27 protein-coding genes and 2 tRNA genes are annotated in these 25,072 nt (G+C 69.2%); 11 read left to right on the top strand and 18 right to left on the bottom strand.

Annotated features, from left to right (window positions below):
- Window positions 1–107: 107 nt before the first annotated feature.
- On the top strand, window positions 108–2,660 hold the full coding sequence (gene hrpB / locus AC07VM_RS11485) for an ATP-dependent helicase HrpB (protein ID WP_494911271.1): 2,553 nt from the start codon (window positions 108–110) through the stop codon (window positions 2,658–2,660).
- 15 nt (window positions 2,661–2,675) lie between these two features.
- On the opposite strand, the gene AC07VM_RS11490 is transcribed toward hrpB, so the two are convergent.
- The 5 genes from AC07VM_RS11490 to AC07VM_RS11510 all read right to left on the bottom strand — a co-directional run bounded on the left by AC07VM_RS11490 (window position 2,676) and on the right by AC07VM_RS11510 (window position 7,236).
- Complete coding sequence (locus AC07VM_RS11490) at window positions 2,676–3,410, bottom strand: ABC transporter permease (protein ID WP_267417303.1); 735 nt, start codon at window positions 3,408–3,410, stop codon at window positions 2,676–2,678.
- The gene (locus tag AC07VM_RS11495; RefSeq protein WP_494911273.1) at window positions 3,407–4,228 is read right to left on the bottom strand and encodes an ABC transporter ATP-binding protein; all 822 of its coding nucleotides are present in this window, start codon (window positions 4,226–4,228) and stop codon (window positions 3,407–3,409) included. The genes AC07VM_RS11490 and AC07VM_RS11495 overlap by 4 nt, the downstream gene beginning before the upstream one ends.
- Before the next feature lie 46 nt (window positions 4,229–4,274).
- Window positions 4,275–4,871 (bottom strand): TetR/AcrR family transcriptional regulator, encoded by a 597-nt coding sequence (locus AC07VM_RS11500; RefSeq protein ID WP_494911274.1) that lies wholly within the window; start codon window positions 4,869–4,871, stop codon window positions 4,275–4,277.
- A 45-nt stretch (window positions 4,872–4,916) separates the two neighbouring features.
- Entirely contained in the window at window positions 4,917–5,669 is a 753-nt protein-coding gene (locus AC07VM_RS11505; protein WP_494911275.1) for an AAA family ATPase, read from the bottom strand.
- Window positions 5,670–5,739: 70 nt separating this feature from the next.
- Window positions 5,740–7,236 carry an L-serine ammonia-lyase, iron-sulfur-dependent, subunit alpha gene (locus tag AC07VM_RS11510; protein WP_494911276.1) on the bottom strand — a complete coding sequence of 499 codons (1,497 nt, stop codon included), beginning with the start codon at window positions 7,234–7,236 and terminating at the stop codon, window positions 5,740–5,742.
- Window positions 7,237–7,362: 126 nt separating this feature from the next.
- On the opposite strand from AC07VM_RS11510, the gene AC07VM_RS11515 reads away from it, so the two are divergent.
- A complete protein-coding gene (locus tag AC07VM_RS11515; protein ID WP_494911277.1) occupies window positions 7,363–7,659 on the top strand; it encodes a hypothetical protein in 297 nt (98 codons plus the stop codon).
- Between the two features lie 69 nt (window positions 7,660–7,728).
- On the opposite strand, the gene AC07VM_RS11520 is transcribed toward AC07VM_RS11515, so the two are convergent.
- Window positions 7,729–9,459 carry an L-aspartate oxidase gene (locus AC07VM_RS11520; protein WP_494911278.1) on the bottom strand — a complete coding sequence of 577 codons (1,731 nt, stop codon included), beginning with the start codon at window positions 9,457–9,459 and terminating at the stop codon, window positions 7,729–7,731.
- A gap of 71 nt (window positions 9,460–9,530) precedes the next feature.
- Here AC07VM_RS11520 and AC07VM_RS11525 point away from each other — a divergent pair, with 71 nt between their 5' ends.
- Entirely contained in the window at window positions 9,531–10,466 is a 936-nt protein-coding gene (locus AC07VM_RS11525; protein WP_494911279.1) for a LysR family transcriptional regulator, read from the top strand.
- Window positions 10,467–10,492: 26 nt separating this feature from the next.
- Here the strand turns inward: AC07VM_RS11525 and AC07VM_RS11530 are convergent, their stop codons facing one another.
- Window positions 10,493–10,945, bottom strand: coding sequence for a hypothetical protein (locus AC07VM_RS11530; RefSeq protein ID WP_494911280.1), 453 nt, complete (start codon window positions 10,943–10,945; stop codon window positions 10,493–10,495).
- 219 nt (window positions 10,946–11,164) lie between these two features.
- Window positions 11,165–11,264: transfer RNA gene (locus tag AC07VM_RS11535), tRNA-Arg, on the bottom strand.
- Between the two features lie 105 nt (window positions 11,265–11,369).
- Between AC07VM_RS11535 and AC07VM_RS11540 the strand changes: the two genes are divergently transcribed.
- Both AC07VM_RS11540 and AC07VM_RS11545 read left to right on the top strand, forming a co-directional pair.
- A complete protein-coding gene (locus AC07VM_RS11540) occupies window positions 11,370–12,575 on the top strand; it encodes a tyrosine-type recombinase/integrase (RefSeq protein ID WP_494911281.1) in 1,206 nt (401 codons plus the stop codon).
- A gap of 366 nt (window positions 12,576–12,941) precedes the next feature.
- Entirely contained in the window at window positions 12,942–13,757 is an 816-nt protein-coding gene (locus AC07VM_RS11545; RefSeq protein WP_494911283.1) for an SDH family Clp fold serine proteinase, read from the top strand.
- Here the strand turns inward: AC07VM_RS11545 and AC07VM_RS11550 are convergent.
- Window positions 13,754–14,380 carry a hypothetical protein gene (locus AC07VM_RS11550; protein WP_494911285.1) on the bottom strand — a complete coding sequence of 209 codons (627 nt, stop codon included), beginning with the start codon at window positions 14,378–14,380 and terminating at the stop codon, window positions 13,754–13,756. The two genes, AC07VM_RS11545 and AC07VM_RS11550, sit on opposite strands and share 4 nt — an antisense overlap.
- 192 nt (window positions 14,381–14,572) lie before the next feature.
- Here AC07VM_RS11550 and AC07VM_RS11555 point away from each other — a divergent pair, with 192 nt between their 5' ends.
- The 5 genes from AC07VM_RS11555 to AC07VM_RS11575 all read left to right on the top strand — a co-directional run bounded on the left by AC07VM_RS11555 (window position 14,573) and on the right by AC07VM_RS11575 (window position 18,179).
- Window positions 14,573–14,776 (top strand): helix-turn-helix domain-containing protein, encoded by a 204-nt coding sequence (locus AC07VM_RS11555; protein ID WP_494911287.1) that lies wholly within the window; start codon window positions 14,573–14,575, stop codon window positions 14,774–14,776.
- 1,073 nt (window positions 14,777–15,849) lie between these two features.
- A complete protein-coding gene (locus AC07VM_RS11560) occupies window positions 15,850–16,422 on the top strand; it encodes a hypothetical protein (RefSeq protein WP_494911289.1) in 573 nt (190 codons plus the stop codon).
- Window positions 16,419–17,045: a hypothetical protein gene (locus AC07VM_RS11565; RefSeq protein ID WP_494911291.1), complete on the top strand. Its 627-nt coding sequence runs from the start codon at window positions 16,419–16,421 to the stop codon at window positions 17,043–17,045. Before AC07VM_RS11560 ends, AC07VM_RS11565 begins: the two co-directional genes overlap by 4 nt.
- Before the next feature lie 26 nt (window positions 17,046–17,071).
- A complete protein-coding gene (locus AC07VM_RS11570) occupies window positions 17,072–17,398 on the top strand; it encodes a hypothetical protein (protein ID WP_494911292.1) in 327 nt (108 codons plus the stop codon).
- A 487-nt stretch (window positions 17,399–17,885) separates the two neighbouring features.
- On the top strand, window positions 17,886–18,179 hold the full coding sequence (locus tag AC07VM_RS11575) for a hypothetical protein (RefSeq protein ID WP_494911294.1): 294 nt from the start codon (window positions 17,886–17,888) through the stop codon (window positions 18,177–18,179).
- A 256-nt stretch (window positions 18,180–18,435) separates the two neighbouring features.
- Here the strand turns inward: AC07VM_RS11575 and AC07VM_RS11580 are convergent, their stop codons facing one another.
- The 3 genes from AC07VM_RS11580 to AC07VM_RS11590 form a co-directional block, all read right to left on the bottom strand.
- The gene (locus AC07VM_RS11580) at window positions 18,436–18,648 is read right to left on the bottom strand and encodes a hypothetical protein (RefSeq protein ID WP_494911296.1); all 213 of its coding nucleotides are present in this window, start codon (window positions 18,646–18,648) and stop codon (window positions 18,436–18,438) included.
- A gap of 228 nt (window positions 18,649–18,876) precedes the next feature.
- Window positions 18,877–18,949 (bottom strand) — tRNA-Arg (locus AC07VM_RS11585).
- A 64-nt stretch (window positions 18,950–19,013) separates the two neighbouring features.
- Window positions 19,014–19,598, bottom strand: coding sequence for an asparagine synthase (locus AC07VM_RS11590; RefSeq protein WP_494911297.1), 585 nt, complete (start codon window positions 19,596–19,598; stop codon window positions 19,014–19,016).
- Window positions 19,599–19,728: 130 nt separating this feature from the next.
- On the opposite strand from AC07VM_RS11590, the gene AC07VM_RS11595 reads away from it, so the two are divergent.
- Window positions 19,729–20,568 carry an SDR family NAD(P)-dependent oxidoreductase gene (locus AC07VM_RS11595; protein WP_494911299.1) on the top strand — a complete coding sequence of 280 codons (840 nt, stop codon included), beginning with the start codon at window positions 19,729–19,731 and terminating at the stop codon, window positions 20,566–20,568.
- Between the two features lie 22 nt (window positions 20,569–20,590).
- Here the strand turns inward: AC07VM_RS11595 and AC07VM_RS11600 are convergent, their stop codons facing one another.
- From AC07VM_RS11600 to AC07VM_RS11625, 6 genes are all read right to left on the bottom strand, one after another.
- Complete coding sequence (locus AC07VM_RS11600; protein WP_494911301.1) at window positions 20,591–21,439, bottom strand: hypothetical protein; 849 nt, start codon at window positions 21,437–21,439, stop codon at window positions 20,591–20,593.
- Window positions 21,440–21,450: 11 nt separating this feature from the next.
- Window positions 21,451–21,696 (bottom strand): hypothetical protein, encoded by a 246-nt coding sequence (locus tag AC07VM_RS11605; RefSeq protein ID WP_267417289.1) that lies wholly within the window; start codon window positions 21,694–21,696, stop codon window positions 21,451–21,453.
- 109 nt (window positions 21,697–21,805) lie between these two features.
- Window positions 21,806–22,471 carry a GntR family transcriptional regulator gene (locus AC07VM_RS11610; protein ID WP_494911303.1) on the bottom strand — a complete coding sequence of 222 codons (666 nt, stop codon included), beginning with the start codon at window positions 22,469–22,471 and terminating at the stop codon, window positions 21,806–21,808.
- Between the two features lie 125 nt (window positions 22,472–22,596).
- Complete coding sequence (locus AC07VM_RS11615; RefSeq protein WP_494911304.1) at window positions 22,597–23,238, bottom strand: NADPH-dependent F420 reductase; 642 nt, start codon at window positions 23,236–23,238, stop codon at window positions 22,597–22,599.
- 70 nt (window positions 23,239–23,308) lie between these two features.
- On the bottom strand, window positions 23,309–23,743 hold the full coding sequence (gene sufU, locus AC07VM_RS11620; RefSeq protein ID WP_267417286.1) for a Fe-S cluster assembly sulfur transfer protein SufU: 435 nt from the start codon (window positions 23,741–23,743) through the stop codon (window positions 23,309–23,311).
- Window positions 23,740–25,047 carry an aminotransferase class V-fold PLP-dependent enzyme gene (locus tag AC07VM_RS11625; protein WP_494911305.1) on the bottom strand — a complete coding sequence of 436 codons (1,308 nt, stop codon included), beginning with the start codon at window positions 25,045–25,047 and terminating at the stop codon, window positions 23,740–23,742. Before AC07VM_RS11625 ends, sufU begins: the two co-directional genes overlap by 4 nt.
- Window positions 25,048–25,072: the final 25 nt, after the last annotated feature.

The following is a 25,072-nucleotide window of genomic DNA, read 5'->3' on the forward strand; positions in this document are numbered from 1 at the left end:
ACTGCACAGCCGATGCCGCGATCGATCAGGTCGCGGCATCCGCTGTCTCCGGGCGAGGCTGCTCCGCCGGCGCTCCACGGCCCCGGAGATCCGGGCAGACTGGGAGCATGACGCCCGCCGCCTTCGACCTCGCCACGATCGGCGCGGGTCTCTCGTTCGCGGGCGCCATCGACGAGCTCTCGACGACGCTCGACAGGAGCACCTCAGCGGTCGTGAGCGCCCCTCCCGGCACGGGCAAGACCACGCTCGTGCCACCGCTACTCGCCTCCCGCACCCCCGGCCGCGTGATCGTCACCCAGCCGCGCCGTGTGGCCGCCCGGGCAGCCGCGCGCCGGCTTGCGCAGCTCGACGGATCGCCGCTCGGCTCGCGCGTGGGCTTCACCGTCCGCGGCGAGCGCGTGGTCGGACGGGAGACCCGGGTCGAGTTCGTCACCGCCGGTGTACTGCTCCGACGCCTGCTCGACGACCCGGGCCTCGCGGGCGTGGACGCCGTGATCATCGACGAGGTGCACGAGCGCGCGCTCGAGACCGACCTCCTGATCGGCCTGCTGTCGGAGGTCCGCGAACTGCGCGACGACCTCGTCCTCATCGCCATGTCCGCGACCCTCGATGCCGCCCGCATCGCGGCCGTCATCGGCACGGACGACCAGCCGGCTCCGATCGTCGACCACGACGTTCCCGCCTTCCCGCTCACCGAGCGCTGGGCGCCGAGTCCTGCCCCGCGTCTCGACGAACGGGGAGTCACCTGGGCGTTCCTCGACCACGTCGCGCGCACCACGGCATCCGCCGCGCTGGACCTCGTCCGCGACGACCCGGCCGCCGACGTGCTGGTGTTCGCGCCGGGTGCACGCGAGGTGTCGGAGATCGCGCGGCGTATCCGCGACGCGACCGATGCCTGCGATGTCCGGGAGCTGCACGGCCGGATGCCCGCCACCGAACAGGACGCCGTGATCCGCGGCCGCCGCCCGGACGAACCGCCCCGCATCATCGTCACGACCTCGCTCGCGGAGTCGTCGCTCACCGTCCCCGGCGTGCGACTGGTGGTGGACACGTGTCTGGCCAGGGCCCCGCAGCGCGACGCGGCACGGGGGATGACGGGGCTCGTGACGGCCGCCGCCTCCCGCTCGTCGTGCGTGCAGCGCGCCGGCCGTGCCACCCGCCAGAGCGCAGGCACCGTCGTCCGCTGCGTCGACGAACGCACCTACGCCACCGCCCCCGCACGCCCGACTCCGGAGATCGCCTCGACCGACCTCGCGGACGCGGCCCTGCTGCTCGCCTGCTGGGGCGCACCGGGCGGGGTCGGACTGCGACTGATCGACCCTCTGCCCGCCGAGAGCCTGGCCGACGCCCTCACGGTTCTGCGCGGACTCGGGGCGATCGACGACGAGGGCCGCGCCACCGCCGAGGGTCGCGACCTGGCCCGCTTCCCGACCGATCCGCGGCTCGCCCGAGCCCTGCGCGACGGCAGCCCGACGGTGGGCGCTCGACTCGCCGCCGAGGTCGTCGCGCTGCTGGGCGGCGACCTGCGCACCGCGGACTCCGACGTGGCGAAGGCCCTCGTCACGCTGCGGGGCGGGCGCACCCCCGACGCGCGCCGCTGGCGCAGCGATGCGGATCGCCTCGAACGCATGAGCACGCCCACGCCGGGCGTGCGCTCCGATCTCGACGGCGTCGGCCTCGTGATCGCACTGGCCTTCCCGGAGCGGGTCGCCCGCCGCGTGGACCGCACGGGCGACGGGGCCACGTTCCTGCTGGCTTCCGGCACCCGCGCAGGCGTGACCGGACCGCTCGCAGCGGTCGAGTGGCTGGCCATCGCCGATGTCACGCGCGGGTCCGGTCGCGCGGCCGCCGGCTCCGGGGCGATCATCCGATCCGGGGCGATGCTCACCGAAGCGCAGATGGAACAGGCGGCCGACCACCTGATCACCGACCGCGTCGAGGCCGAGTTCGTCGGGGGCCGCGTCCAGGCCCGCCGCGAGCGCCGGGTGGGGGCGATCCCGCTGTCCTCGGCGCCGGTGCGGGCCTCGGCCGAAGAGGGAAGGGATGCCGTGCGCCGAGCGCTCCGGCGCGAGGGGCTGAGCATGTTCGCCTGGTCCGGGCCCGCCGTCGAGCTGCGGTCCCGGCTGACACTGCTGCATCGTGAGCTGGGATCGCCGTGGCCGGATGTGTCGGACACGGGGCTGCTCGCCGCCCTCGATGCCTGGCTCGCACCCGAGCTCGACGCGCTGGCCAACGGCACCCCGGCGGCGCGAGTGGATCTGTCGTCGGCGCTCCGCCGGCTGCTGCCCTGGCCCGCGGCGGTGCGCTTCGACGAGCTGGCACCCGAGCGCCTCGAGGTGCCCAGCGGGTCACGCGTGCGCATCGCCTACCCGGCGCCCGATGACCCGGATGCCCGACCCGTCGTCGCCGTGAAGCTGCAGGAGTGCTTCGGCTGGTCGGAGACTCCCCGGCTGGTCGACGGCCGCGTCCCCGTGCTCTTCCATCTGCTCTCCCCCGCCGGACGCCCCCTCGCCGTCACCGACGACCTCACCTCGTTCTGGTCGGGGCCCTACGCCCAGGTGCGCGCCGAGATGCGCGGCCGCTACCCGAAGCATCCGTGGCCCGAGGACCCGTGGGCGGCCACACCGACCCGCCACACCAAGCGCCGCACCGCGGGCTGAGGTCGGACAGCCGCCTCAGCGCGTCCGACGGCGGAGCGTCAGCGAAGCGAGCACCAGAGCGCCGACCGCGAAGGCGAGCACGACCAGCAGTGGTCCGAACACATCCCACCCCTCGTCCCCGGCGGTCACCGCGTTGATCGTGTCGATCGCGTAGCTCAGCGGCAGCCAATCAGAGATCGCGTGCAGCACATCGGGCATCTGGTCGCGGGGCATGAACAGCCCGCCGAGGATGATCTGCGGGAACACCAGCAGCGGCATGAACTGCACCGCCTGGAACTCGGTCTGCGCGAAGGCGCTCGCCAGCAGCCCGAGTGCCGTGCCGAGGAGCGCGTCGACGATCGCGACCAGTCCCAGCTGCCACAGCGGACCGTCGACGTCGAGCCCGCACACCCCGACCGCGAACGACACCGTGATCACGGCCTGCAGCAGAGCCATCACCCCGAAGGCGAGTGCATATCCGAGGATGAAGTCGGCCTTGTCGAGGGGTGTCGTCATCAGACGCTCGAGCGTGCCGGAGCGCCGCTCGCGCAGGGTCGTGATCGAGGTGATCAGGAACATCACGATGAACGGGAACAGCGCCAGGATCGCCCCGCCGAACTGGTCGAAGACACCGTCCTGATCGCTGAACAGCCAGGCGAACAGCCCGACGAGCAGGCTCGGTGCGACGAGCATGAGGGCGATCGAGCGGGGGTCGTGCCGCAGCTGCGCGAGCACGCGGCCGGCGGTGGCGAAGATCCTGCGGCCGTTCATTCTCCGGCCTCCTCGTGCTGTCGCCGCGCTTCCCGACGGGATCGCGGGGCCGCACCCGCGGGAGGCGACGCACCGTCCGAGCCCCGCTCCCGGTCGGCCGCACGATCGCGTTCGATCAGCGCCAGGAAGGCGGCCTCCGGGTCGGCGGTGCCCGTGTCCTCGAGCAGCGACGCCGGAGTGGTGTCGGCGATGATGCGGCCGTCACGCATCAGGAGCAGCCGATCGCAGCGCAGCGCCTCGTCCATGACATGGCTCGACACGATCATGGTCACCCCGCGGTCCGCGAGCCCCCGGAACAGGCCCCACAGTTCGACCCGGAGCACCGGATCCAGGCCCACCGTCGGCTCATCCAGCACCACCAGCTCCGGCGATCCGATCAGCGCCATCGCCAGCGACACCCGGGTGGACTGCCCGCCGCTGAGCGAGTCCACCAGCTGTCCGGCCTGCGCCTGGAGTCCCACCTCGTCGATCACCCGGTCGGCGTCGCCGCGGGGCGCCTTGAGGAGCGCGGCCAGGTAGGCGAGATTCTGTCTCACGGTCAGGTCTCCGTACACCGCGGCGCCCTGCGTGCCGTAGGCGACCCGGTGCCGCAGCTGACGGGACCCGCCCGGCTCTCCGAGCACGGTGACCTCGCCCGACGCGACCTTCTGCACGCCGACGATCGAGCGCATCAGGGTCGTCTTGCCGCAGCCCGACGGCCCGAGCAGCCCGGTGATCTGCCCGCGCGGGATCGCGAGGTCGACGCCGTCGAAGACCTGCGTGCGTCCGCGGGTCACGCGCAGCTGCGAGATGTCCACCGCGTGCGAGATATTCATCATGCGATGAATTATCCGCTCCGAGGTCGATCCCGTCAACGGGATCGCTTCAGCCGAACAGGTAGCGCTGCACGGTCGGTCCCACCCGGTCCACGAGCTCCTCGACCGGTGCGGCCGCGAGGGCCGGAAGCCGCAGCACATAGCGGGCGATCAGCATTCCCGCGATCTGCGAGGCGACGAGGGACGCCCGCAGCTCCGCGTCGTCGGTGTCGAGGCTCCCCGCCACACGCGAGAGGAGCTCGCGCGACAGGAAACCCGCCAGCAACGGCGTCGTGAGTCGACTCCCGATGGCGGTGCGGAGCAACATGACGCCGCGCCGCCGCACCTCGGGCTGCTCGAAGGCTTCCAGCACATACCGGATCAGCCGTTCGCCGATCTCGTCGCGCGGACCGGCCAGGATTCCCGGAACGTCGACATCCGGGCGCAGCGGGATGCCGACGGCCTCGGCGAACAGGTCGGCCTTCGTGCCGAAGTAGTGGTGCACGAGAGCGGAATCGACACCGGCCCGCGCCGCGATGGAGCGGATCGTCGCGCCGTCGTAGCCCTTCTCCCCGAAGTCGTCGACCGCCGCGGCGATGATGCGGGCCCGCGAGTCGGACCCGCCGCGCGGGCGGCCTCGCCGACGGGGCCCCTTCTGCTCGGTCATGCCCGCCAGCCTACGACTTCGTGCGGGAGCGCCACGGGCCGAGGGTCAGTCCAGGAGATGACGGAGGTAGCGTCCCGGGTGGTCGAGGAACGAGCGCCAGTGGTTCACGATCTCCAGGTCGTCCCACGCCGCCGGGCGGACGCCCCACTCCCCGACCTCGAGGATCTTCGCGCCGGGAAGTGCCGCCAGCACCGGCGAGTGCGTCGCGCACAGCACCTGTCCCCCCTCGTCGGCGATGCGACGGAGCACCGCGATGAGGGCGAGAGTCGAGTTGAACGAGAGCGCGGCCTCTGGCTCGTCGAGGCAGTAGAAGCCGGGCTCGTCGAAGCGGCTCTCCAGCAGCGCGAGGAACGACTCCCCATGGCTCATCTCGTGGAACGGGACGTCTCCGTTGGCCGACGGGTTCTCCTCGAGGTAGGTGTAGAACGAGTGCATCGTCTCGGCACGGAGGAAGAATCCCCACCGGCTGGCCCCCACACCCCGTTGCAGCCGAAGCCATTCCGACAACGGCGACTCGGTGGCTCGGGTGGTGTGCCGCGCCTGCCGGGAACCTCCCTCGGGCGAGAGCCCGTACGCGATCGCGATGCCCTCGACCAGGGTGGACTTGCCGCTGCCGTTCTCCCCGACGAGGAAGGTCACTCCCGGGTCGAGATCGATCCCCTCCTGCAGCACCTGGGCGACGGCGGGGATGCTGGTCGGCCACTCCGCACCGGGGGTCGGGGCATCGTCGTTCGGACGCACCGCCACGATCGGCTGCTGGCGTCGGCGACGGGAACGGGGGTCCCAGAACGGATCCATCGTGTCCCTCCGTGGTGGTGTCCCGTGAGGCTACCGGCATCCACCGACACGGTCGAGGCGGAGCGCCCGCTCAGCACTCGATGACGTTGACCGCGAGGCCACCCTCGCTGGTCTCCTTGTACTTCGTCGACATGTCCGCACCGGTCTGGCGCATCGTCTCGACCACGGCGTCCAGGGAGACGTAGTGGCTGCCGTCACCGCGCAGCGCGAGGCGCGTGGCGGTCACGGCGGTCGAGGCGGCGATGGCGTTGCGTTCGATGCACGGGATCTGCACGAGCCCGCCGATCGGATCGCAGGTGAGACCGAGGTGGTGCTCCATCGCGATCTCGGCGGCGTTCTCGATCTGCCTGTTGGTGCCGCCCATCACCGCGGTGAGTCCGCCGGCCGCCATCGCGCACGCGGATCCGACCTCGGCCTGGCATCCGCCCTCGGCTCCGGAGATCGACGCGTTGGCCTTGAACAGCGAGCCGAGCGCGGTCGCGGTGAGGAGGAAGCGGCGGATACCGCGGCGCCGGTTCGCCTCGGCCGTCTGCTCCTCATCGAGGTCGCTCGCCTCGGACAGGGCGTGCGCGTCGGACTCGAACCCGAGGAGCGCGCTCCCGACCAGCTCGCCGTAGGGCGTGACCGCGTTCCCGGCTCCGAGCCCGGAGTCGGCGAGGAACCGCCACCAGTACATGGCGACGGCGGGGAGGATACCGGCTGCGCCGTTGGTGGGCGCGGTGACGACCCGTCCGCCCGCCGCGTTCTCCTCGTTGACCGCCAGCGCGAAGGCACCGAGCCACTCGCCGGGGAGCTCGCGATGCCCGCCGGCCTCGGCCTCTTCGAGCTGGGCGCGGATCGTCCCCGCGCGGCGCTTGACCTTGAGGATGCCCGGAAGCACCCCGTCGGCGTGCAGCCCGGCGTCGACGCAGTCCGACATCGCGTCCCAGATCGCGTCGAGCCCTGCGGCGACCTCTTCCTCGCTGCGCAGGGAGGTCTCGTTGAGGCGGGCGACCTCGGCGATCGACAGACCGTGCTCGTCGCAGAGGGCGAGCAGCGATGCGGCGTCGGCGTAGGCATAGGGGAAACCCGCGGTGGTGAGCTTCGCCTCCTCGCCGTCCCGCCGGATGAAGCCGCCGCCGACCGAGTAGTACGTCTCCTCGGCGAGGACCGCGTCCGTGGAATCCCACGCCGTGATGGTCATGGCGTTCGGGTGGCCGGGAAGGCGCGTGCGCGGGGCGAACACGATGTCACACTTCACGAAGGGCACGTCGTGGGTACCGGCGAGGCGGATCACCGCGCCCTCCGGGAGGTCGGTCCACGCGGCACGCACGTCGGCGGGATCGCACGTCTCGGGGGTGAGGCCGCGGAGGCCGGCGACGACGGCATCCGGCGTGCCGTGACCGATGCCCGTCGCGCCGAGGGAGCCGTACAGCGTGCTGCCGACGCGGGCCACCCGCGGGAGGATGCCGGTGGCGGTGAGGCGTCGGGCGAAGTCGAGAGCCGCCCGCATCGGTCCGACCGTGTGGGAGCTCGAAGGTCCCACACCGATGGAGAAGAGGTCGAAGGCCGAGACGTACGCTGTCACTCCTCCAGGCTACGCCGGATCCGCGATCTCGGTTCACCGTGGTTAACCCGCCGACGAGTCAAGCCCCTTCCTCGCCGACCGCCGTCGAGACATCCTGAACGGACGACATCGCCGAAAGGGACGATCATGACCGACAGCACCCCCGAGCCCGAAGCCACCGATGACCTCACGCCCGAGGCGCAGACTCCCACCCCGACCCCGTCGTCGGACACGAGCCAGGGCGAGGTGAAGACCCCGGCCGAGGCCGACTCCCCGGAGGACGCCGACGCCAGCGAGGTGCCCAGCACCGAGGAGCTGGAGGAGCCGAGCACCGAGAAGGCCCCCGGCGAGGAGCCCAAGGCCCCGAAGCGCGACGAGCCCGAGCCCGACCACGAGGCCGTGGGCATCGGTGTGATCGACGCGGAGGAGCCGCAGGCCGACTGAGCCCTTCTCCAGCCGTTCGACAGGCTCAGGGACCGGTGGGTCCCTGAGCCTGTCGACGCGTTCGGGCTCCTACTCGACGAGCTTGCCCGCGGTGTCGACCTCGCGCATGAGCTCGGCGATCTCCGCGGGGATCTCCGGGATCGCCTCGCGGGTGACGCCCTGGGTCGGCGACCACACGAGGTTCACCTGCAGCGTCGGGTCGCTGTCGGGGAAGTCGCTGCGGTTGTGGCATCCGCGCGTCTCCCGACGCTCCAGCGCGGCCTCCAGGGTGGCACGGGCGGCGAGCGCCGAGGCCTTGAGGTCGAAAGCGTGCGCGAGGTCCTGGAACCCGGCGATGTCCGGGTGGATGCCGATGTCCTCCATGCGGCCCTCGATCATGTCGAGGTCGGCGAGCCCGGCGCGCAGCCCCTCCTCCGAGCGGACCACGCCGGCGTACTCGGTCATGAGGTTGCGGATCGCGCGCTGCAGGGCGCGGACGTTCTCGCGCCCCTCGGCGGACAGCAGGTCGTCGATCTCGGCACGCGCCGCGGCCACGGCCTCGGCCGACCGTCGCTGCGCGTCGAGACCGGCGGCATGCTCCATGGCCGCCTGCCCGACGATCCGCCCGTAGACGAGCAGCTCGATGAGGGAGTTGCCACCGAGACGGTTCGCGCCGTGGAGTCCGCTCGAGGCCTCGCCGATCGCGTAGAGCCCCTCCACATCTGTCTGGTGATCCTCCGGGCGCACCCAGACGCCGCCCATCGAGTAGTGCGCGGTGGGGGCGATCTCGATCGGATCGGTCGTGATGTCGAGCATCTGCAGCTCCATCATCGTCTGGTAGACGCGGGGCAGACGGGTCATGATCGTCTCGCGCGGCAGGTGCGAGACGTCGAGCCAGACGCCGCCGTTCTCGGTGCCGCGTCCCTCCTGGATCTCGGTGTACGCGGCGAGCGCGACGCGGTCACGGGTCGACAGCTCCATGCGCTCGGGGTCGTACTTCGACATGAACCGCTCGCCGAGGGCGTTGCGGAGGATGCCGCCCTCGCCGCGGGCGGCCTCCGAGATGAGCGTGCCCGCGGCGCTCTCGGGCTCGATGATGCCGGACGGGTGGAACTGCACGAGCTCGGGATCGCGCAGCCGGGCGCCGGCGTCGACCGCGAGGCGGAAGGAGTCGCCGGTGTTCTCGTCACGGCGGGAGGAGGTGCGCCGCCAGATGCGGTTGTGCCCTCCGGCGGCGAGGATGACGGCATCCGCGTGGATCAGGTACCGGGTGCCGTCCGCCTGGTCGAAGCCGTAGGCGCCGAACACCACGTTGTCGCGCACGAGCAGGCGCGTGATGTAGACGTGGTCGAGGATCGGGACGTCGAGCTGCTCGGCCTTGCGCACGAGCGTGCGCTGGATCTCGAGGCCCGTGTAGTCGCCGGCGAAGGCCGTGCGGCGGAACGTGTGCGCGCCGAAGAACCGCTGCGAGATGCGCCCGTCGTCCTCGCGGGCGAAGTCCATGCCCCAGCGCTCGAGGTCGCGGATGCCGCGCTCGGCGCCCTGCGTGACGATCTCGACCGTGTGAGGGTTGGCGAGCAGGTAGCTCTCCTTGATGGTGTCGGCGGCGTGCTGCTGCCAGCTGTCGTCCGCATCCATCGTGCCGAGCGCCGCGTTGATGCCACCGGCCGCCAGAGACGTGTGCGCATCCTGTCGAGGGCGTTTGCCGACGGCGAGCACATCGACGCCGTGTTCGGCGATCTCGATCGCCGCCCGCAGCCCGGAGCCGCCGGTGCCGATGACGAGGACGGTGGTGGATATCTGACGTTCGGGGGTAGACATGCGATCCACGCTAGTTAGGGGATCCTAATAACTCCAATGCATAGTCCGACTGGAAACGATGCGGGTAGGCTATGGTCATGAACCTCGAGCAGCTCCGCGGGTTCGTCGAGGTCGCGCGTCTCGGACACTTCACCCGCGCCTCCGAGCACCTGCACCTGGCCCAGCCGTCGCTGAGCCGGCAGATCTCCACGCTCGAGCGCGAGCTCGGCGCCGAGCTGTTCCACCGTGCACGCGGCCACATCGCCCTCACGGCCGCCGGCGAGACGCTCCTCCCCCGCGCCCAGCGCATGCTCGCCGAGGCCGATGCCATCCGCGACGAGATGGGCGAGCTGGCCGGCCTCCGCCGCGGCCGGGTGCGACTCGGCGCTCCGCCCACCCTGTGCATCAGCCTCGTCGCCGAGGCGATCAGCTCGTTCCACGCCGCGCACCCCGACGTCGACCTGCACCTGACCGAGGGAGGCTCCCGCCTCCTGGTCGAGCAGCTGGCCGTCGGCGCGGTCGACATCGCCCTCATCACGGCCTCCGAGGGACTGCCGCCGGCCGGCGTCAGCCTGACCCGCACTCCGCTGCTCACGGAGGAGCTGGTCGTCGTCTCCGCCGCCTCCGAGCCTGCGCTCTCCACCCGCCCGCACATCGACCTGGAGCAGCTCGCCGCGCTGCCGCTCATCGTGTTCGACGAGAGCTACGAGCTGCGGGCGACCACGGACACGGTGTTCCGCGCCGCCGGCCTCACTCCGAACCGGGTCCTGGAGGGAGCCGAGATGGACAGCGTGCTCCGCTTCGTCGAGCGCGGGCTCGGCGTCGCGATCGTCCCGGCGATGGTGCTGCTCGACCGCCCCGCCCTGCGTTCGGTGCGCCTCTCCCACCCGCTGATGACCCGCACCGTGAGTCTGGCCCATCGCTCCGATGTCACGCCCGCCGTCGCCGTGTCGGCCATGCGGAAGGCGATCCTGTCGACCGCCGCCGCGGTGGCGCGACGCGATGCCGCGATCACGAGCCTGATCTAGGCCGGTCCCGGCCGGAGCGCCCCGGGTCAGGCCCGCTTGCGGTCCGCGATCGCATCGGACAGTCGTTGCACATCCGCGGGATCCGCGTCCCGGGCGAGGGCGACGTAGTGGTCCATGACGGCCGGTCGGAAGCGCACGGGCATCGTCTGCCCCGGCGCGAGCCGTGTGAGCTCGGTGATCGTGAGGTCTTCGTCGGCGATGCCGCGGAACGAGATGCCGTCGGCGGTCTCCACGTCGAGCATCAGGACCACGCGCGGGCTGCCGTCACTGCTGACCTCCCGCCAGTCGACGAGCACGCCGAGCGCGAGCACTCCGGTGCGCAGCTCCGCATTGCGCCGGCGCGCCTCCCTGCTCAGGAGCGGGTTGGGGGCGACGCCGGGGAAGTCGGGACCGACGCCGAGCGCTTCCCGGGTCAGATCGGGCCGGAGCTGCGCCATCAGATCGTCGAAGCCGACCTTCTTCTTCTTCGAACCGAACATCCGAGCCCCTCCCTCACTCCGACGCCGGGATCTCGGCCCGGCGCTTCGTCTCACCGTGATTGTATGTCGCGGGCGGCACGCGTCGGACGGGGGCCGGGTGACGGACCTGGGTGATCCACGGCTGCAGACCGCGCGGAACGACGACGAGAGGGACACGGGAGAAAGCAGAGATCCCCGCCGCTTTCGCGACGGGGATCTCTGTACTGTCTCAACACAGTGTGCGCCCGAAGGGACTCGAACCCCTAACCTTCTGATCCGTAGTCAGATGCCCCCCTAGTTTGGACGTTCCGAGATTGCCGGTTATCCCCTTGGCAACCGCTCTAATTCTGGAGTCAGAGAACAAAACCTTCTGATTGAGTGGACAAGTGTAGACTCATCTTGACATTCCAGAATGCCCACGGAATGCCCAGCGAGAGGGAAGATCATGGCCGAGACGCGCAAGTACAAGGCGAACCGCGAGGACTGGGGAACGATCCGTGAGCGGGCGAACGGCAAGTTCCAAGCGAGCTATGTGCACGAGGGGACGCGCTTCTACGCACCGATGACGTTCTCGACGCGTACCGACGCCCGAGGTTGGCTGTCGTCTCAGCGGTCAGACATCGAGCGAGGACGCTGGAAGAACCCGAAGGCCGTCACCGCCGAGACGTTCGGGCCGTACGCCGCTACGTGGGTGGAGCAGCGCGTCACCTCGAAGGGCGAACCGCTCCGGCCCAAGACCCGCACCGAGTACGAGCGGCAGCTCCAGAAGGGCCTGGCAGACTTCGCAGACGACCGGCTCACAGCCATCACGACGGCACGGGTACGCACGTGGCACGCCGCCCGGATGCGTCAGGGCAAGACGGCGGCAGCAGCAGAGGCGCGACTCCTCCGCGCGATCTTCACGACCGCAGAAGAGGACGGCATCGTCAGCACCAACCCTGTCCCGGCCAAGCTCACCAAGACCAGCGCGGGAAAGACGTACCGACCGCCGACACTCGATGAGCTGGCGATCCTGCATCACCATGTGGACAACCGTTTCAAGCTGGGCGTGCTTATCGCCGCGTATGGCGGCCTCCGACTCTCGGAATGGCGCTCCCTGCGCCGCAGCGACCTCACCCTGATCGATGGCCGGTATCGAATCCTCGTGACCCGACAGGCGCAGTACGTGACCGGTCAGGGCTGGATCGTCGGCCCTCCGAAAAGCGCGAAGGGCGTACGTCCCGTGACACTCCCGAGCAGCATGACCGACGTGATCGACCGCCACATCTCCGCGCACGTCGGAGAGTTCGCGGAGTCCCTTATCTTCGCCCCGAAAGGCACGAGCGAATTCATCCACGATTCCGCGTTCAACGAATCCTGGGTGCCCGCTCAGGACGCCGCTGGAGTCCGTGGCCAGGTGCGCGAACACGATCTCCGAGACTTCAACGCGTCGCACCTCCTGGGGGCTGGAGCGAACCCCCTGGAGGTCCGTGACCACCTGGGGCACGCCAACGTGCGCACGACCGTAGACCACTACCTGCACGTCGTGAGCGACCGCTCCGCCGAGCTGGCCGACCTCATGCCGATCCTGCCGAAGGTGCAGGCGTCCAACGTCACCACGCTGCAGGTCAACGTCGGAGACGGCGCTCGTAGCGAGTCGAAGTTGGCATAACAGACTCGTCGGAAACGTTGATCAAAGGGAAGCCATCCATCTGTCATACTGTCGAGACCAAGGAAAGGGACCGGCCATGTCTTCCGTGACCGAAACATCCGTTAGCGATCTTGTGCAGGATCTCCCCACCGCCGAGGAGATCACCGAGACCTTCGACAGACTAGGTCTCGCGGGCTCAGGGCCGACTGGGTACAACTACATCTCCGCGTGGAACTCGGTACAGCCGACCCATGTTTTCGACGTGGTGCGAACTAGCACGTCCGCGCCGCGTTAATGCCTAGCTGGCCCGACGTCCAGACCGCCGTTCAGCAACACGGAGGACCCCACGACGCGATCCGTCGAGGGTTCCTAGCCCAACTCCATGAGTTGACCGGTCGCAACGTCATCATTTACTACTCCGGCTGGCTGGAGAAGCAGAATCTCATCGCTGCGGGGATGCAGGGCTTCGAGATCAATGATGGCGACAAGACCGGCTTCATGAGCACGGTTCACCAGCTCGACCGTTCAAAAGGTCTGGACCTGATCCTCCACACTCCGGGTGGAGATATCGCTGCGTGCGAGTCGCTCGTGGACTACCTCCGGACGATGTTCAACAACGACATCCGCGTCATCGTCCCGCAGCTTGCTATGTCGTGCGGAACCATGATCGCTCTCGCGGCCAAGGAGGTCGTGATGGGCAAGCATTCGAGTCTCGGCCCGATCGATCCTCAGATCGGTGGCATCCCTGCCCACGGGGTCATCGAAGAGTTCGACCAGGCCAAGCGGGAGATTCTGGCCGACCCGACCAGCATCGCGGTTTGGCAGCCCATCATCGCGAAGTACAACCCCACCCTGGTGGGCGAGGCTGCGAAGGCCATCAAGTGGTCCATCGACATGGTCGATCAGTGGCTCCAGACAGGAATGTTCGTCGGCCAGTCCGACGCCGCTGACCGGTCCAAGAAGATCCTCGATGAACTTGGGAGCCACGCACTCACGCTCTCGCATAGCCGACACATCTCGCTGAAGAAGGCGAAAGAGTTGGGCATCGAGGTGACTGTTTTGGAGGACCACCAGGAACTCCAAGATCTCGTGCTCGCCATCCATCACGCATGCACTCAGACTCTGACCGAGACAGCCGCATTCAAGATCGTTGAGAATCACATGGGAGTGGCGGTTATCAGCGTGGTCAACGGAGCGCGCTAGCCGCTGACGTCTCCCGGCCAGGGCACAGTTCTGACGATCTGTACATGCTCATCGTCTTCGTAGACGGCATGTCCGGCTTCCACGAGGTCATGATTCGAGATGTTGGTGATCTTCTCGTCGCCGTCGCGCATGGTGCCTTCCCGATACAGCAGGTCCTCATGCGCGACGTAGCTGAGGAGATCCGCGATTACCTCGAAACTGATGCTGTGGAGACGTCGCGCGCGGTCTCGATCCGACACGAACATCACCGAGGTCGTCTCGTCGTCCGTCAAGAAGATCTGGAACACGAAGCTATGGATGATCTGGTTGCACAGGCGTGCCACGTTGATCTCACCCTTTGTGGGCTTCTCCAGGGCATAGAAGTCTTCAGGGGTGAAGCGGTCGAGTGTCATGGGCACCCGACCCGTCAACGGATACTGGACCACCGGGTAGCGCCGAGCGCCGAGCAGTGATGAAGTCTTACCCGAGTCCATCAGACGACGGATTGCGTACGCGCCCATCATGATGTCCCTCTCCGCGAGGAAATATGTCCGATGCGTCCAACGTCGTCGGGTGTCCCAGCGACGCAAACGCGCTGACGACTTCTGAAGCTCTTCACGCCATGGCCCTGAATCACCGATCATGCATCGAGTGTGCCACCGGCTGAGATCGGAAGCTCCGCACATGCCGGAGGTGGCCTAGAGTGGACTTGAGCCGCTCGACCCTGGGAAGTCGGGGGCAAGGCAGTCCGGGCGACCGGAGAGGCCGGAGAATCCCCGCGCCGGATCACGATTCGTGATCTGAGCCGTACGAATCTCGTACGAGGGAATCCCACCATGGCTACCAACGCTGCACCTATCGCCGCCCATTGGATCACGATTCAGCAGGCCGCGAACCTCATGTCCTGCTCGACCAAGACGGTCCGCCGACTCATCGCCCGGGGTGCGCTCCCTGCACGCCGGATCGGCTCCAGGATGATCCGGATCGACGCAGCGGATCTCGATGCAGTCGGTCGCAACCTGACGGTCGCGCAGGCCTGAAAACGACGAACGGCCCCTACTGCCAGGCGGGGGCCGTCAAGTCGCGATGCGATCATGTCGAGTCTACCGACCCCGGACGACGAGGTTAGAGCGTCACGCGCAGTTAGCCCGTATGGACGGCGCGTGCCGATCAGTTCCGAATCACGAGCCCGGTTCGAACGCGCCGATGCACGGTGCGCTCAGCTCATGCGGCGAGCGCCGCTCGCATCGGTTAGCGCGTATCGCGCAGTTAGAGCGAACGCGCATCCCTCTCTTGATTATTCAGAAGAGACACATAATCCCCTCTCGACTCCGCTCCAGCGGCGTGAGTTCACCCGTGAGTACAGCAGCATCGAGCGTCTGCGTGGGTGCGCCTCCGTTTATCTCAGAGCCCATCGAAAGTGGAACCGATGCGAACACCCGCTGTGCGACGTATGTGCGCGCAAGCGCGCTTCCAGTCGGGCCGCGGATCTCGCAGCCAACACCGAGCAGTACAACCACGTCATCGCGGTGACCCTCAGCCTTCAGAGCACCCCCGGCAGTCCGCTTGCGGACCTCTGGGACGCCCTCGACACGGCTCGCGGTCGATTCGTCGGAGACTGGCTGAAGACTCGTGTCACCGCCTGGCGTTGGTCAACAGAGATCACGACCAGCAGCGCAGGATGGCACCCGCACGCGGCCTTTCTCGTTTTTGGAAATGAGATCGACGTACCGCAGCTCGAAGCAGAGATCCGCACGAGATGGGCGCGCATCATCGACACCGTGGGCTACTCAGCGGACCCCGCGGCGCAGTATGTGGAGAGGATCACCCGCACCCGCGGCAAGGCGCTGAGATACGCCCAGAAGGGCATGACAGCGGCTCCAGCGGGCTCAATCACTCCCGGGGTACTCCTGGACCGTGCAGCAGCCGGTGACGCCTCAGCAGCAGCCGAATGGATCGAGCTGGACCAAGCCGCGCATCATCGACGCTTCCAGGGAACCGGAGGCGCACTACGCCGACGAGCCTCCAGCGCGCTGGGGTAGATCCGTGACAGGGGACGCAATGATTCGTTGAACCCGCAGCGGTCGATACTCAATGAGAAGGGATTTTCGCCATGTCAGAGATCACCGCCACACTCCCCGCCCGCCGTGGGCGTCGGTGCGCCGTGTGCAGCTTGGCCTCCGACCAGAGAACCGCCCTGGAAAGCGCGCTCGCGGCGGGCACCCCAATTAGCCGCATTTCCCGTCAGCCGTTCTCACCCGGTCGTGACAGCATCAGGGCGCACATCCAGGCCGGTCACCTTGCCCCACAGCTCCAGGCCACCATCGAGCGGATGCAGGGGCTCGACAGTGCCACCATCGCCGGACGGATCGTGGATGCGGCTCAGCGTGCGCGGGAGACCGCTCTCGATGCTCTCGACGCCGGTAACCCCACTGTGGTCCTGCGAGCTGGTGACGCCGAGGTGCGGGCGCTGGGCATGCTCTCCGCCATGGGTGAGACCAGCGAGACCGAGGTCGAGATGCGCCTCGCCTTCCGCGACATCTCCGCCGCGGTCTTCCGAGTGGCGCGTCGAGACCCGGTCGCAGCCGAGCAGATCGCCGCCGAGCTGGAGTCGATGTATCGACCGCTCCTCGCCGACGACATCCGCGACCAGTTCCCCAATTCTGAAATCGAGGTAAGCGCATGACGCGCACGAATGAGACCGAGCCCATGGGCGTTGCACGGCTCCGCGAGGCACGTGAACGACTGGCCGCAGCCCGCGAGCAGACCGAGGTGGCACCACTTCCCGTGGTACCCGGCGATCAGATCCACGCTCGACTCAACGGGATCACTTTCGCGACCGGTCGGGGGTTCATGAGCGCCTCTCACGTCTCCCGAGCGGGAGAGACATACACGGTCACAGCGGCCCTGATCGAAGCCAGCTATTCGGCTTCGGGCCGCTCCTGGCTGGCACACCTGGCGAGTGACGACGCTCAGCTCGCAGCGTGGGGGGAAGTCCGCTTCGGCCTGGGACCCGCGCCCAAAGATCTCCCGACCTGGAACGCCGTGGGCGACGTCGAGTGGACCCGCGCACGGGACGCCGCGAAGGCCGAGGCGTGGGCCATGCCGACCGCGGAGGCGCGAGCCGAGGCGCTCGCAGCCGTGAATGAACGGTTCGGCCCCATCCAGTCCACAGCCCAGTACTGGGTGAGCGAGGACCCCTCGATCAAGGCAGCAGCAGCGCAGCAGAAGGCACTGGATGAGGGCGGGATCAGGTTCTCCCAGCACGTCGAAGCGCGGGAGGCTGGAGTCACGGGGGAACGACGTTGAGTGCGCAGAGCCGCCTGAATGCCGCCATGCGCGAGATCGTGGCCGTGTTCCTCACGGAGCAGGGATTCACTAATGCCAAGGCGAAACCGACCTTCACCCGGATCTCGGAGGGGCTGGACCTCGCGGACCGGCCAGACGTCGCGGGAATCGCGGGCGTCTACATGGCGGTGTCGGCACGCCGAACCCATCGCCTGAGCGTGGACCTCGACGCCGCGCGGCGCGAGGCAGACGCCGCGGGGTATCCGGTCGCGGCGCTTGTGCAGACGCGCGAGCGCAGCGTCGCGGAGGCGTTCGTGATCCTGACCCTGGGCGACTTCGCGAAACTCGCCCGCACGGCGATACCCGTCCCCTAGCCCCGTGGGCTGGAGGGGGATAGCGCCTGTCCCATTCGAGCCCCAGCCCACGGCCCACAACTTCACATGCCCCCGTGTGGCTGTGGTGAGTGCACACGGGACCCGCTGGGTCGTTCGCTTCGTGGTGACTCGACGGCCCCGCACCGGGTGCCGCCCAAGGTCAGGACGGGCGGCACCCCTCGATCCCCGGCCCCCGCATCACATCCACCACCAGAAACACGGTGGCGGCAGACGACTGAAGGTCACCCGCGGGGGCCGGACCCATCCCGACTGGAGAACACCAATGACGTCACGACACGGACGAAAGATCCACCCGTTTCGCACATCGGGCGTGAACAAGCCCGGATATTCGCGACCGGTCCAGCCGACCCCACAGTCGCCTCAGCAGCCCACATCAGCGGCAGGGGCTCCACCGCGTCCTACGCCTCTTCCAGTGCCTCGCGCTGTCCCGCTGCACCCGCAGGACGCCAAGACCGTGGAAGAGGGCGTGGAGGGCTTCGTGCGGGCCATGTCACCCAAGCTCGTGACGCCCCGATTCATCAGCACCGCCGGGCCGTGGGTTCGGCTGGGCGAGCACCAGACGCGCGTGCCACCGGATGTCGCGATCGCAACCACAAAGGCGCGGGACGGGCGGCACATTGCCGTCATCGCTCATCTCGATGAGTCCGACCACCCCGGCAAGGTGCAGGTGCTGGTGGGCACCGTCCAGGGAGTGCGCGAACTCGTCGGACTCGCACCAGAGCATCTTCAGGAACTCCGGATGGAGTTCTTCGGTCGATGAGCAAAGCAGCCACCGCATGGGCCGCGCTCCAGGACGCTCTGGCAACCCAAACGCCGCGGTGCGAAGGCGACGACCGATTCATTTCCGACGACCCCGACACGCGCACTCTGTGGGCGATCTGCCAAGAGTGCCCGGTACAAGCCGCGTGCGGGGATTACGCTCGCGCGGCACCCCGAGCGGGCATCGTGGGGTACTGGGCGGGATACGCACGCGGTCCACGAAACCGATTTGCCAGCGAGGCGACCCAACCCATGAATTAGGTTGTATGCGGCGAACGCGGCAGAGGTGGCAGCCTCTCTCCACGGGCGGCGGCGCTCGCCGCCTGGGCCAGCTCGATCACGAGGCCGACGTCAGCCCGGATCGCAGCATCACCTGCCGCCCACAGCGGGGCGAACCGCGCGGCCAGTCGGGCATCAGCGCCACGCTCTGCGTTCTCCTGGGCGAGCAGTCCGTCAAGATCCATCGGCATGACCTCAGGCTACGGCCCCGAGCATCCGGAATGCCCACCGACCCACCAGGGCATTCCAGCGGTGAGCGCACCTCGATCCGGACCGGCACGTAGGACGTGCCGAGAGGGCCGCTTCTGGGCCACGGAATGCCCCTGGAATGCCCAGCATCAGCGGAAAGTCCGCGAGGCAAGAAAAGGGCCTGGTCGGAATTTCTTCCTGACCAGGCCTTTCACTGTCTCAACACAGTGTGCGCCCGAAGGGACTCGAACCCCTAACCTTCTGATCCGTAGTCAGATGCTCTATCCATTGAGCTACGGGCGCCCAGCCCGCTCAGCGGGCCGTGGAACAGCCTACAACAGTCCCGACGCGAAAGCGAAACGAGGCCTCAGTCGCTCGCCGTCTCGGCTTTCTGCTGCTTCTTCCGGCGCTTCGCCTTCGCTCTCTGCTCCGAGGAGAGAGCCTGCAGATCGACGAGTCGCAGCGCCTGCATGCGGGCTTCGCGCATGCGTCCGTAGTCGGGGTCCTGATCGGGGCGCATGCCCTCCACCCGCAGTCGGCGATCGAGGTTGTGGCGCACGTCGGCCCAGGCCGCGTCCCTCGCCTCCTCGACGATCTCGGCCAGACGCTGCCGGTCCTGCATGATCTCGCGCAGGCGCACGGCCACACCGGTGGACTGCTTGGCCCGGCGACGGAGGTTGCGAACATCACGGTCGCGGTAGTCGTGCGTGCCCACCGGATCGGAATGCCGGCCCCGGGCGCGCTTGCGCAGGGCGGTCACGGTGGCGGCGGCCTCTTCCGACTCCTCGGCCATCGCACGCAGCGCCTCACGCGCGTCGTCGATGTACCGATCCATGTCGAAGACCCCGTCTTCGGCGATGGTGCCGATGAGGATGTGATTCTTCACGGCGAGGCGCGCGGCAGCGGTCGCGATCGCGACGCCTTCGGCGATGGCATCCGCTGTCCGTCCCACCGGTACCTCCTCTCCTTGAGCGTACCGGTATCACTGCGGCCCGGTGTCGGCCAGAATGGTTCGGAATCAGCTTGCCCCACCCCTCCGACATCCGCGGGTTCGCACCCGGATCACGCCCCGCAGGAGACGCATGAAACACCTCGACCTCGCCGGCAGCACCACCGTGATCACCGGCGCCGCGAACGGCATGGGCGCCGACATCGCGCGACTCCTGGCGGCACGCGGCGCGCACCTCGCCCTGCTCGATCACGACGGCGAGGCGCTCGCGACCGTGGCCGCGGAACTCCGCGACACCCGCGTGACCACGCACGTCGTCGACCTCCGCGACGACGAGGCGGTGTTCGCTGCGGCGGACGAGATCACGGCGGCGCACCCGCGGATCAGCGCCCTGATCACGTGCGCCGGATCCTCGATGCTGGGCGACCTCGATCAGCTCACGATGGAGGAGATGCGCTGGCTGACCGACGTGAACCTCTGGGGCACCGTCTCGATCACCAAGGCGCTGCTGCCCGCCCTCCGCGCCGCACCGGCCGCGCACATCACACACCTGGCCAGCGTCTACGCCCTCGCGGCGCCGGCCGGGCGGATCCCCTACGCGATGAGCAAGTACGCGGTGCGGGCGTTCTCCGAGGCGCTGCGGCACGAGCTGGAGGGCACCTCGGTCAGCGTGGGCGCCGTCTACCCCGCGGGCGTGCGCACCGGGATCATCCTGCACGGTCGGTACGCGGCCGCGATCGATCCCGCGGTCGCCGCGCGGGCAGCCTCCGCGCAGGCCGCGATGTACCACACGGAGCCGGCGGACGCCGCGGCGCGCATCGTGCGGGCGACCGAGCGACGGGCCGCGCGCACCATGGTCGGACGGGAGGCCCGGCTCATAGACGTCCTCACCCGCATCGCCCCGTCGTCGTACTGGCGCGTGATGCGACGCCCGCTGCGCGAGGCCATCGACACCACCACACCGGCCACCTGAGGGACGGACCGGGCGGAGGGGATCAGCGGACCGCGCCGACCCAGATGCCGGATGCCCAGGCCTGCTGCTCGCCGTTGCAGCCGACCGAGCCCGGATAGCCGCGGACCACGGCCATGCAGTTGGCGAGGAACTCGGGGTCGTTGCCGAACAGCAAACCGTATGCCCCGGACGACGTGAGGGCGCCCCACACGCGGAACTGATAGATGTGCGCGAGCTCGTGCGCCATCGCCCAGTTCAACCGCCCCGAGCTCCAGTTCACGATGTCGGCGCGGTACTTGATGTAGCCGTTGCTGTTGGCGCACGCCGGAGCGTTCCCGCCCGCGCACGACGAGGACTCGTACAGTCCGACTCCCCCGCCGCCGACCCGGTCGAGCGCGGCACGCACCCGCGCGTACCCGCCCGGTCCGCTCGTCGTCCAGGCCGGGCCCGCGGGGCCGGAGCTCTGCGCCGCCTGCCACGTGGCGACCTCGGTGCCGACCTTCTCCGTGAGCGCGTGGACGGTGGCGGTCGCGGCCGTCACCGTGTCGGGGTCCGACTTCTCGGCGAGGACGGTCTGCTGGGCGGACAGCGCCGCCGCGCGGTGCGCGGACGTGTCGACCATGCCCTGGGCGCCCTCGAGCGCCTTGGCCAGTGCGGCGACCTCGGTCACGAACGCCGGGCGGACCGCGAGCACCGACGCCCGATCCTCGGAGTCCTGCTCGGCGCGTTCGACGGCCCCCGCGAGGTAGTCGGTGCGCTGGGCCGTCTGGTGCGACTGCTGCCGCAGCGCACCGAGTTCCGCCACGGCCGCCGTCCGCTCCTGATCGAGCGCAGCCGTGCGCGCGTACACCCCGGCGGAGAGCACCATCATCGCGGCGACGGTGACGGCCATGACCCGGCGCATCACTTCAGGAACCCCGTCGTGTCCGCGATCTCGGCATCCTGCTCGGCGATCTCCGAGCGCAGTGCGGTGAGCTTCTCCGCGAGCTCGCGGTTGTCGCCGCGCGACTCCGCCAGCGCATGCTCGACGCGCACGATCTCCGCTTTGACGGCGGTGACGGCCGCCTGACGTTCCTGATCGGCGATCACGACGAGCGCGACTCCGCCGAGAACCAGCAGGCATCCGACCGCGACAGCAAGATTCCGCATCTCGCTCCCCAGGACAGCGCAACGTTTCCGGACCGACTCCGATCGCACCAATATACAACCGGAGACGTCGCTGTCGTCCCCGAATACGTGCGGACGGCGGCGGCGCGGTTCAGACGACCAGGTCGGTGGCCTTCGCGAGGCGCCGCTGGGCCGCGGCCTGCCCACTCGCCAGGTGCGCGGGGACGATCCGGCGCAGCGCGACCGTGTCCCGCGCGGTCATCGCCTCGAGGATGATGCGGTGCTCGTCCGCCATCGCGAGCAGATCGTCATGCTGGCCGAACAGCCAGCGCAGTCGGGTGAGGAACACCGCGATGAGCTCGCCGAGCATCTCGTTCGCAGCGAGCTCGACGGCGATCTCGTGGAACTCCGCGGCCGCGATCCGGGCGGCCTCCGAGTCGTCGGCATCCGCTGCGGCGAGCTCGCGCTCGTAGGCCGCACGGATGCGGGCGATGCCGTCCTCGTCGTGCCGCTCGGCCGCGAAGACGAAGATCAGCGTCTCGATGGCCTCCCGCACTTCGGCGAAATCCTGGATGTCGCGATCGGTGAACTCTCGGACGACGGCCCAGGTGCGAGGGCGGGCGACGACGACGCCCTCCGCGACGAGTGTGCGGATGGCTTCGCGAACGGGGAGCCGCGACACGTTCAGCTCCGCGGCGATGTCGCGCTCGACGAGACGCGACCCCGGCACACGACGTCCGAGGACGATGTCGTCACGCAGGATGCGCGTGACCCGCACCGACTCGAGTTCGCCGCTTCTCCCCATAGCCCCCGCCATCTGGGCATTCTCGCACTCCGACGGTGGTTCCTCAACTTTTGGTATCCCAAGACGCCCAGGCACTCGGGAGATCCGGAGCAGGGCGACGAGGCGCGGACGCCCGTCGCCCTGTCCCGGACGACCTCTCAGGGCAGGCGGTTCGCGATCGCGAGGTTCGCCGTGAGCTCCTCCGCGTTCTGCCGCACCACGTAGGCCGGACGGTCCCGCTCCACCCGCCACGACTCGCTGAGCGGCCCGACGTTGACGGTGTCGAAGCCGGCCTCGTCATAGAACCGCGTGGCGAACGCGACGGCCTCGGCGTCGTCTCCGGCCGTGGCCAGGGCCCGACGATCCGCGGTTCCTGCCGGCGTGCCGTCGCTCGTGATCTCGGAGGCGTAGATGTGGTTGAACGCCTTCGCGATCTTCGCGCCGGGGAGCGCACGCTGCACCAGCTCCGACGTGGTGGTCTCGCCCTTGTCGAGCGCCTCGATGCGCCCGTCGCGCTCGAAGTAGTAGTTGTTCGTGTCGAGGACGATCTTGCCGGCGAGCTGCGCGGCGGGCAGTTCGCCGATCGCGCGCAGGGGAACGGTGACGACGGCGATGTCGGCAGCGGCGGCCGCATCCTCCGCCGTCGCGGCCTTCGCGCGCGGTCCGAGGTCGGCGACCAGGCCTGCCAGGGTCTCCGGCCCGCGTGAGTTGGCGATCACCACGTCGTACCCGTTGGCCAGCGCCACGCGTGCGATCTGGCTGCCGATGTGTCCTGCACCGATGATTCCGAGAGTTGTCATGTACGGCCCAACGTCCGCCGGACGCGACTATTCCCGTGAAGACGCCGCGCGTCGAGCGGCCGTCGACGACTCAGCTGCGGGTGAGGGCGTCTTCCGCGGCGACCCAGGCGAGCATGGCGCACTTGACCCGCGCGACATACTTCGAGACCCCGCCGAGGGCCGCCGCATCGCCGAGAAGCTCCTCATCGGGCTCGATCTTCCCGCGCGAGCGCATCGCCTCGCGGAACGCCGCGATGCGGACCTCGAGGTCGTCGACGCTCAGCCCCTCGGCGAGCTCGGCGAGCAGCGAGGCCGAGGCCTGGGAGATCGCGCACCCATGCCCCTCCCACGCGATCGCCTCGACGCTGCCGTCGGCGCCGCGGTGCACCTGCAGGGTGATCTCGTCTCCGCAGGTGGGGTTGAGCTGATGCGACTGCGCGGGGATCTCCTCGCGCAGCCCGTATCCGTGCGGGGTGCGCGAGTGGTCGAGGATCAGCTCCTGGTACAGGTTCTGCAGGTCGCTCATGCGCCCCTCCGGAAGAAGTCGATCGCCCCGGCGACGCCGTCGATCACGGCCTCCACCTCGGCGTCCGTCGTGTACAGGTATGTGCTCGCCCTGGTCGACGAGGTCACGCCCAGGCGCCGGTGCAGCGGCTGCGCGCAGTGGTGACCGACCCGCACGGCGATGCCGAGGTCGTCGAGGAACTGCCCCACGTCGTGGGAGTGGATGCCGGCCACGTCGAAGCTCGCGAGCCCGACGCGCGGCAGGTCGATGCCGGCGCCGAGCACCCGCACCCCGTCGATCGCACTCAGGCCCTCGACGAGGCGACGACCGAAGGCGGCCTCATGCGCGGCGATGCGGGACATGCCGACCTCGCTCAGGTAGTCCACGGCCGCGGCGAGCGCGATCGCCTGCGACACACGCTGCGTGCCCGCCTCGAACCGCTGCGGCGGCGGGAGGTACTCGGCCTCGGTGGTGGTGACCGTGGTGATCATCGAGCCGCCGGTGAGGAACGGCGGCATGGCCGCCAGGATCTCGCGGCGACCGTAGAGCGCGCCGATGCCCGTGGGTCCGAGCATCTTGTGGCCGGAGAGCACGGCGAAGTCGACACCCAGTGCACGCACGTCGAGCGGCAGGTGCGGGGCCGACTGGCACGCGTCGAGAAGGGTGAGTGCGCCGACCTGGCGGGCGAGCGCGACCAGCTGCTCGACGGGATTGATCACACCGAGCACGTTGGAGACGTGCGTGAACGCCACGAGCCTCGTCCGCTCGCCGATCATCTCGGCGGCGATGTCGAGCCGCAGCGCGCCGTCGTCGTCGAGGGGGATGACCTTCAGGGTCGCGCCCGTGCGGGCGGCGAGCTCCTGCCACGGGATGAGGTTCGCGTGGTGCTCCATCTCGGTCGTGACGATCTCGTCGCCCTCCCGGAGTCGCAGCCGATCGGCCACCGCTCCCCCGCGTCCGAGCGAGGCGTTCGACAGCGAGTACGCGACGAGGTTGATCGCCTCGGTCGCGTTCGACGTCCAGACGATCTCGTCGTCGTGCGCCCCCACGAAGCGGGCCAGGGTGCTACGAGCATCCTCGAACAGCTCGGTCGCCTCCGCCGCCAGGGTGTGCGCCCCGCGGTGCACCGCGGCGTTCAGGGTGGTCGCGAACGCGCGTTCGGCGTCGAGCACGGCGGTCGGCCGCTGCGACGTCGCGCCGGAGTCGAGATAGGTGAGCGGATGCCCCTGCACCTGCGTGTGCAGGATCGGGAAGTCCTCGCGGATCCGCCGCACCTCGGTCTCGCTGAGAGGGGCGATCACGTCGACACCGGAAGAAACGCTCATCGTTCCAGTTTCCCACCTGTGGAGC

It is taken from the genome of Microbacterium sp. GW821-FHT01D02 (assembly GCF_059422585.1).

What these genes read in the sequence shown, in the direction of transcription:
- hrpB (WP_494911271.1), top strand. Translation starts at nt 108, where the DNA reads ATGACGCCCGCCGCCTTCGACCTCGCCACGATCGGCGCGGGTCTCTCG.
- AC07VM_RS11490 (WP_267417303.1), bottom strand. Translation starts at nt 3,410, where the DNA reads ATGAACGGCCGCAGGATCTTCGCCACCGCCGGCCGCGTGCTCGCGCAG.
- AC07VM_RS11495 (WP_494911273.1), bottom strand. Translation starts at nt 4,228, where the DNA reads ATGATGAATATCTCGCACGCGGTGGACATCTCGCAGCTGCGCGTGACC.
- AC07VM_RS11500 (WP_494911274.1), bottom strand. Translation starts at nt 4,871, where the DNA reads ATGACCGAGCAGAAGGGGCCCCGTCGGCGAGGCCGCCCGCGCGGCGGG.
- AC07VM_RS11505 (WP_494911275.1), bottom strand. Translation starts at nt 5,669, where the DNA reads ATGGATCCGTTCTGGGACCCCCGTTCCCGTCGCCGACGCCAGCAGCCG.
- AC07VM_RS11515 (WP_494911277.1), top strand. Translation starts at nt 7,363, where the DNA reads ATGACCGACAGCACCCCCGAGCCCGAAGCCACCGATGACCTCACGCCC.
- AC07VM_RS11520 (WP_494911278.1), bottom strand. Translation starts at nt 9,459, where the DNA reads ATGTCTACCCCCGAACGTCAGATATCCACCACCGTCCTCGTCATCGGC.
- AC07VM_RS11525 (WP_494911279.1), top strand. Translation starts at nt 9,531, where the DNA reads ATGGTCATGAACCTCGAGCAGCTCCGCGGGTTCGTCGAGGTCGCGCGT.
- AC07VM_RS11530 (WP_494911280.1), bottom strand. Translation starts at nt 10,945, where the DNA reads ATGTTCGGTTCGAAGAAGAAGAAGGTCGGCTTCGACGATCTGATGGCG.
- AC07VM_RS11540 (WP_494911281.1), top strand. Translation starts at nt 11,370, where the DNA reads ATGGCCGAGACGCGCAAGTACAAGGCGAACCGCGAGGACTGGGGAACG.
- AC07VM_RS11550 (WP_494911285.1), bottom strand. Translation starts at nt 14,380, where the DNA reads ATGATCGGTGATTCAGGGCCATGGCGTGAAGAGCTTCAGAAGTCGTCA.
- AC07VM_RS11555 (WP_494911287.1), top strand. Translation starts at nt 14,573, where the DNA reads ATGGCTACCAACGCTGCACCTATCGCCGCCCATTGGATCACGATTCAG.
- AC07VM_RS11560 (WP_494911289.1), top strand. Translation starts at nt 15,850, where the DNA reads ATGTCAGAGATCACCGCCACACTCCCCGCCCGCCGTGGGCGTCGGTGC.
- AC07VM_RS11565 (WP_494911291.1), top strand. Translation starts at nt 16,419, where the DNA reads ATGACGCGCACGAATGAGACCGAGCCCATGGGCGTTGCACGGCTCCGC.
- AC07VM_RS11570 (WP_494911292.1), top strand. Translation starts at nt 17,072, where the DNA reads ATGCGCGAGATCGTGGCCGTGTTCCTCACGGAGCAGGGATTCACTAAT.
- AC07VM_RS11580 (WP_494911296.1), bottom strand. Translation starts at nt 18,648, where the DNA reads ATGCCGATGGATCTTGACGGACTGCTCGCCCAGGAGAACGCAGAGCGT.
- AC07VM_RS11595 (WP_494911299.1), top strand. Translation starts at nt 19,729, where the DNA reads ATGAAACACCTCGACCTCGCCGGCAGCACCACCGTGATCACCGGCGCC.
- AC07VM_RS11600 (WP_494911301.1), bottom strand. Translation starts at nt 21,439, where the DNA reads ATGGCCGTCACCGTCGCCGCGATGATGGTGCTCTCCGCCGGGGTGTAC.
- AC07VM_RS11605 (WP_267417289.1), bottom strand. Translation starts at nt 21,696, where the DNA reads ATGCGGAATCTTGCTGTCGCGGTCGGATGCCTGCTGGTTCTCGGCGGA.
- AC07VM_RS11610 (WP_494911303.1), bottom strand. Translation starts at nt 22,471, where the DNA reads ATGGCGGGGGCTATGGGGAGAAGCGGCGAACTCGAGTCGGTGCGGGTC.
- AC07VM_RS11615 (WP_494911304.1), bottom strand. Translation starts at nt 23,238, where the DNA reads ATGACAACTCTCGGAATCATCGGTGCAGGACACATCGGCAGCCAGATC.
- sufU (WP_267417286.1), bottom strand. Translation starts at nt 23,743, where the DNA reads ATGAGCGACCTGCAGAACCTGTACCAGGAGCTGATCCTCGACCACTCG.
- AC07VM_RS11625 (WP_494911305.1), bottom strand. Translation starts at nt 25,047, where the DNA reads ATGAGCGTTTCTTCCGGTGTCGACGTGATCGCCCCTCTCAGCGAGACC.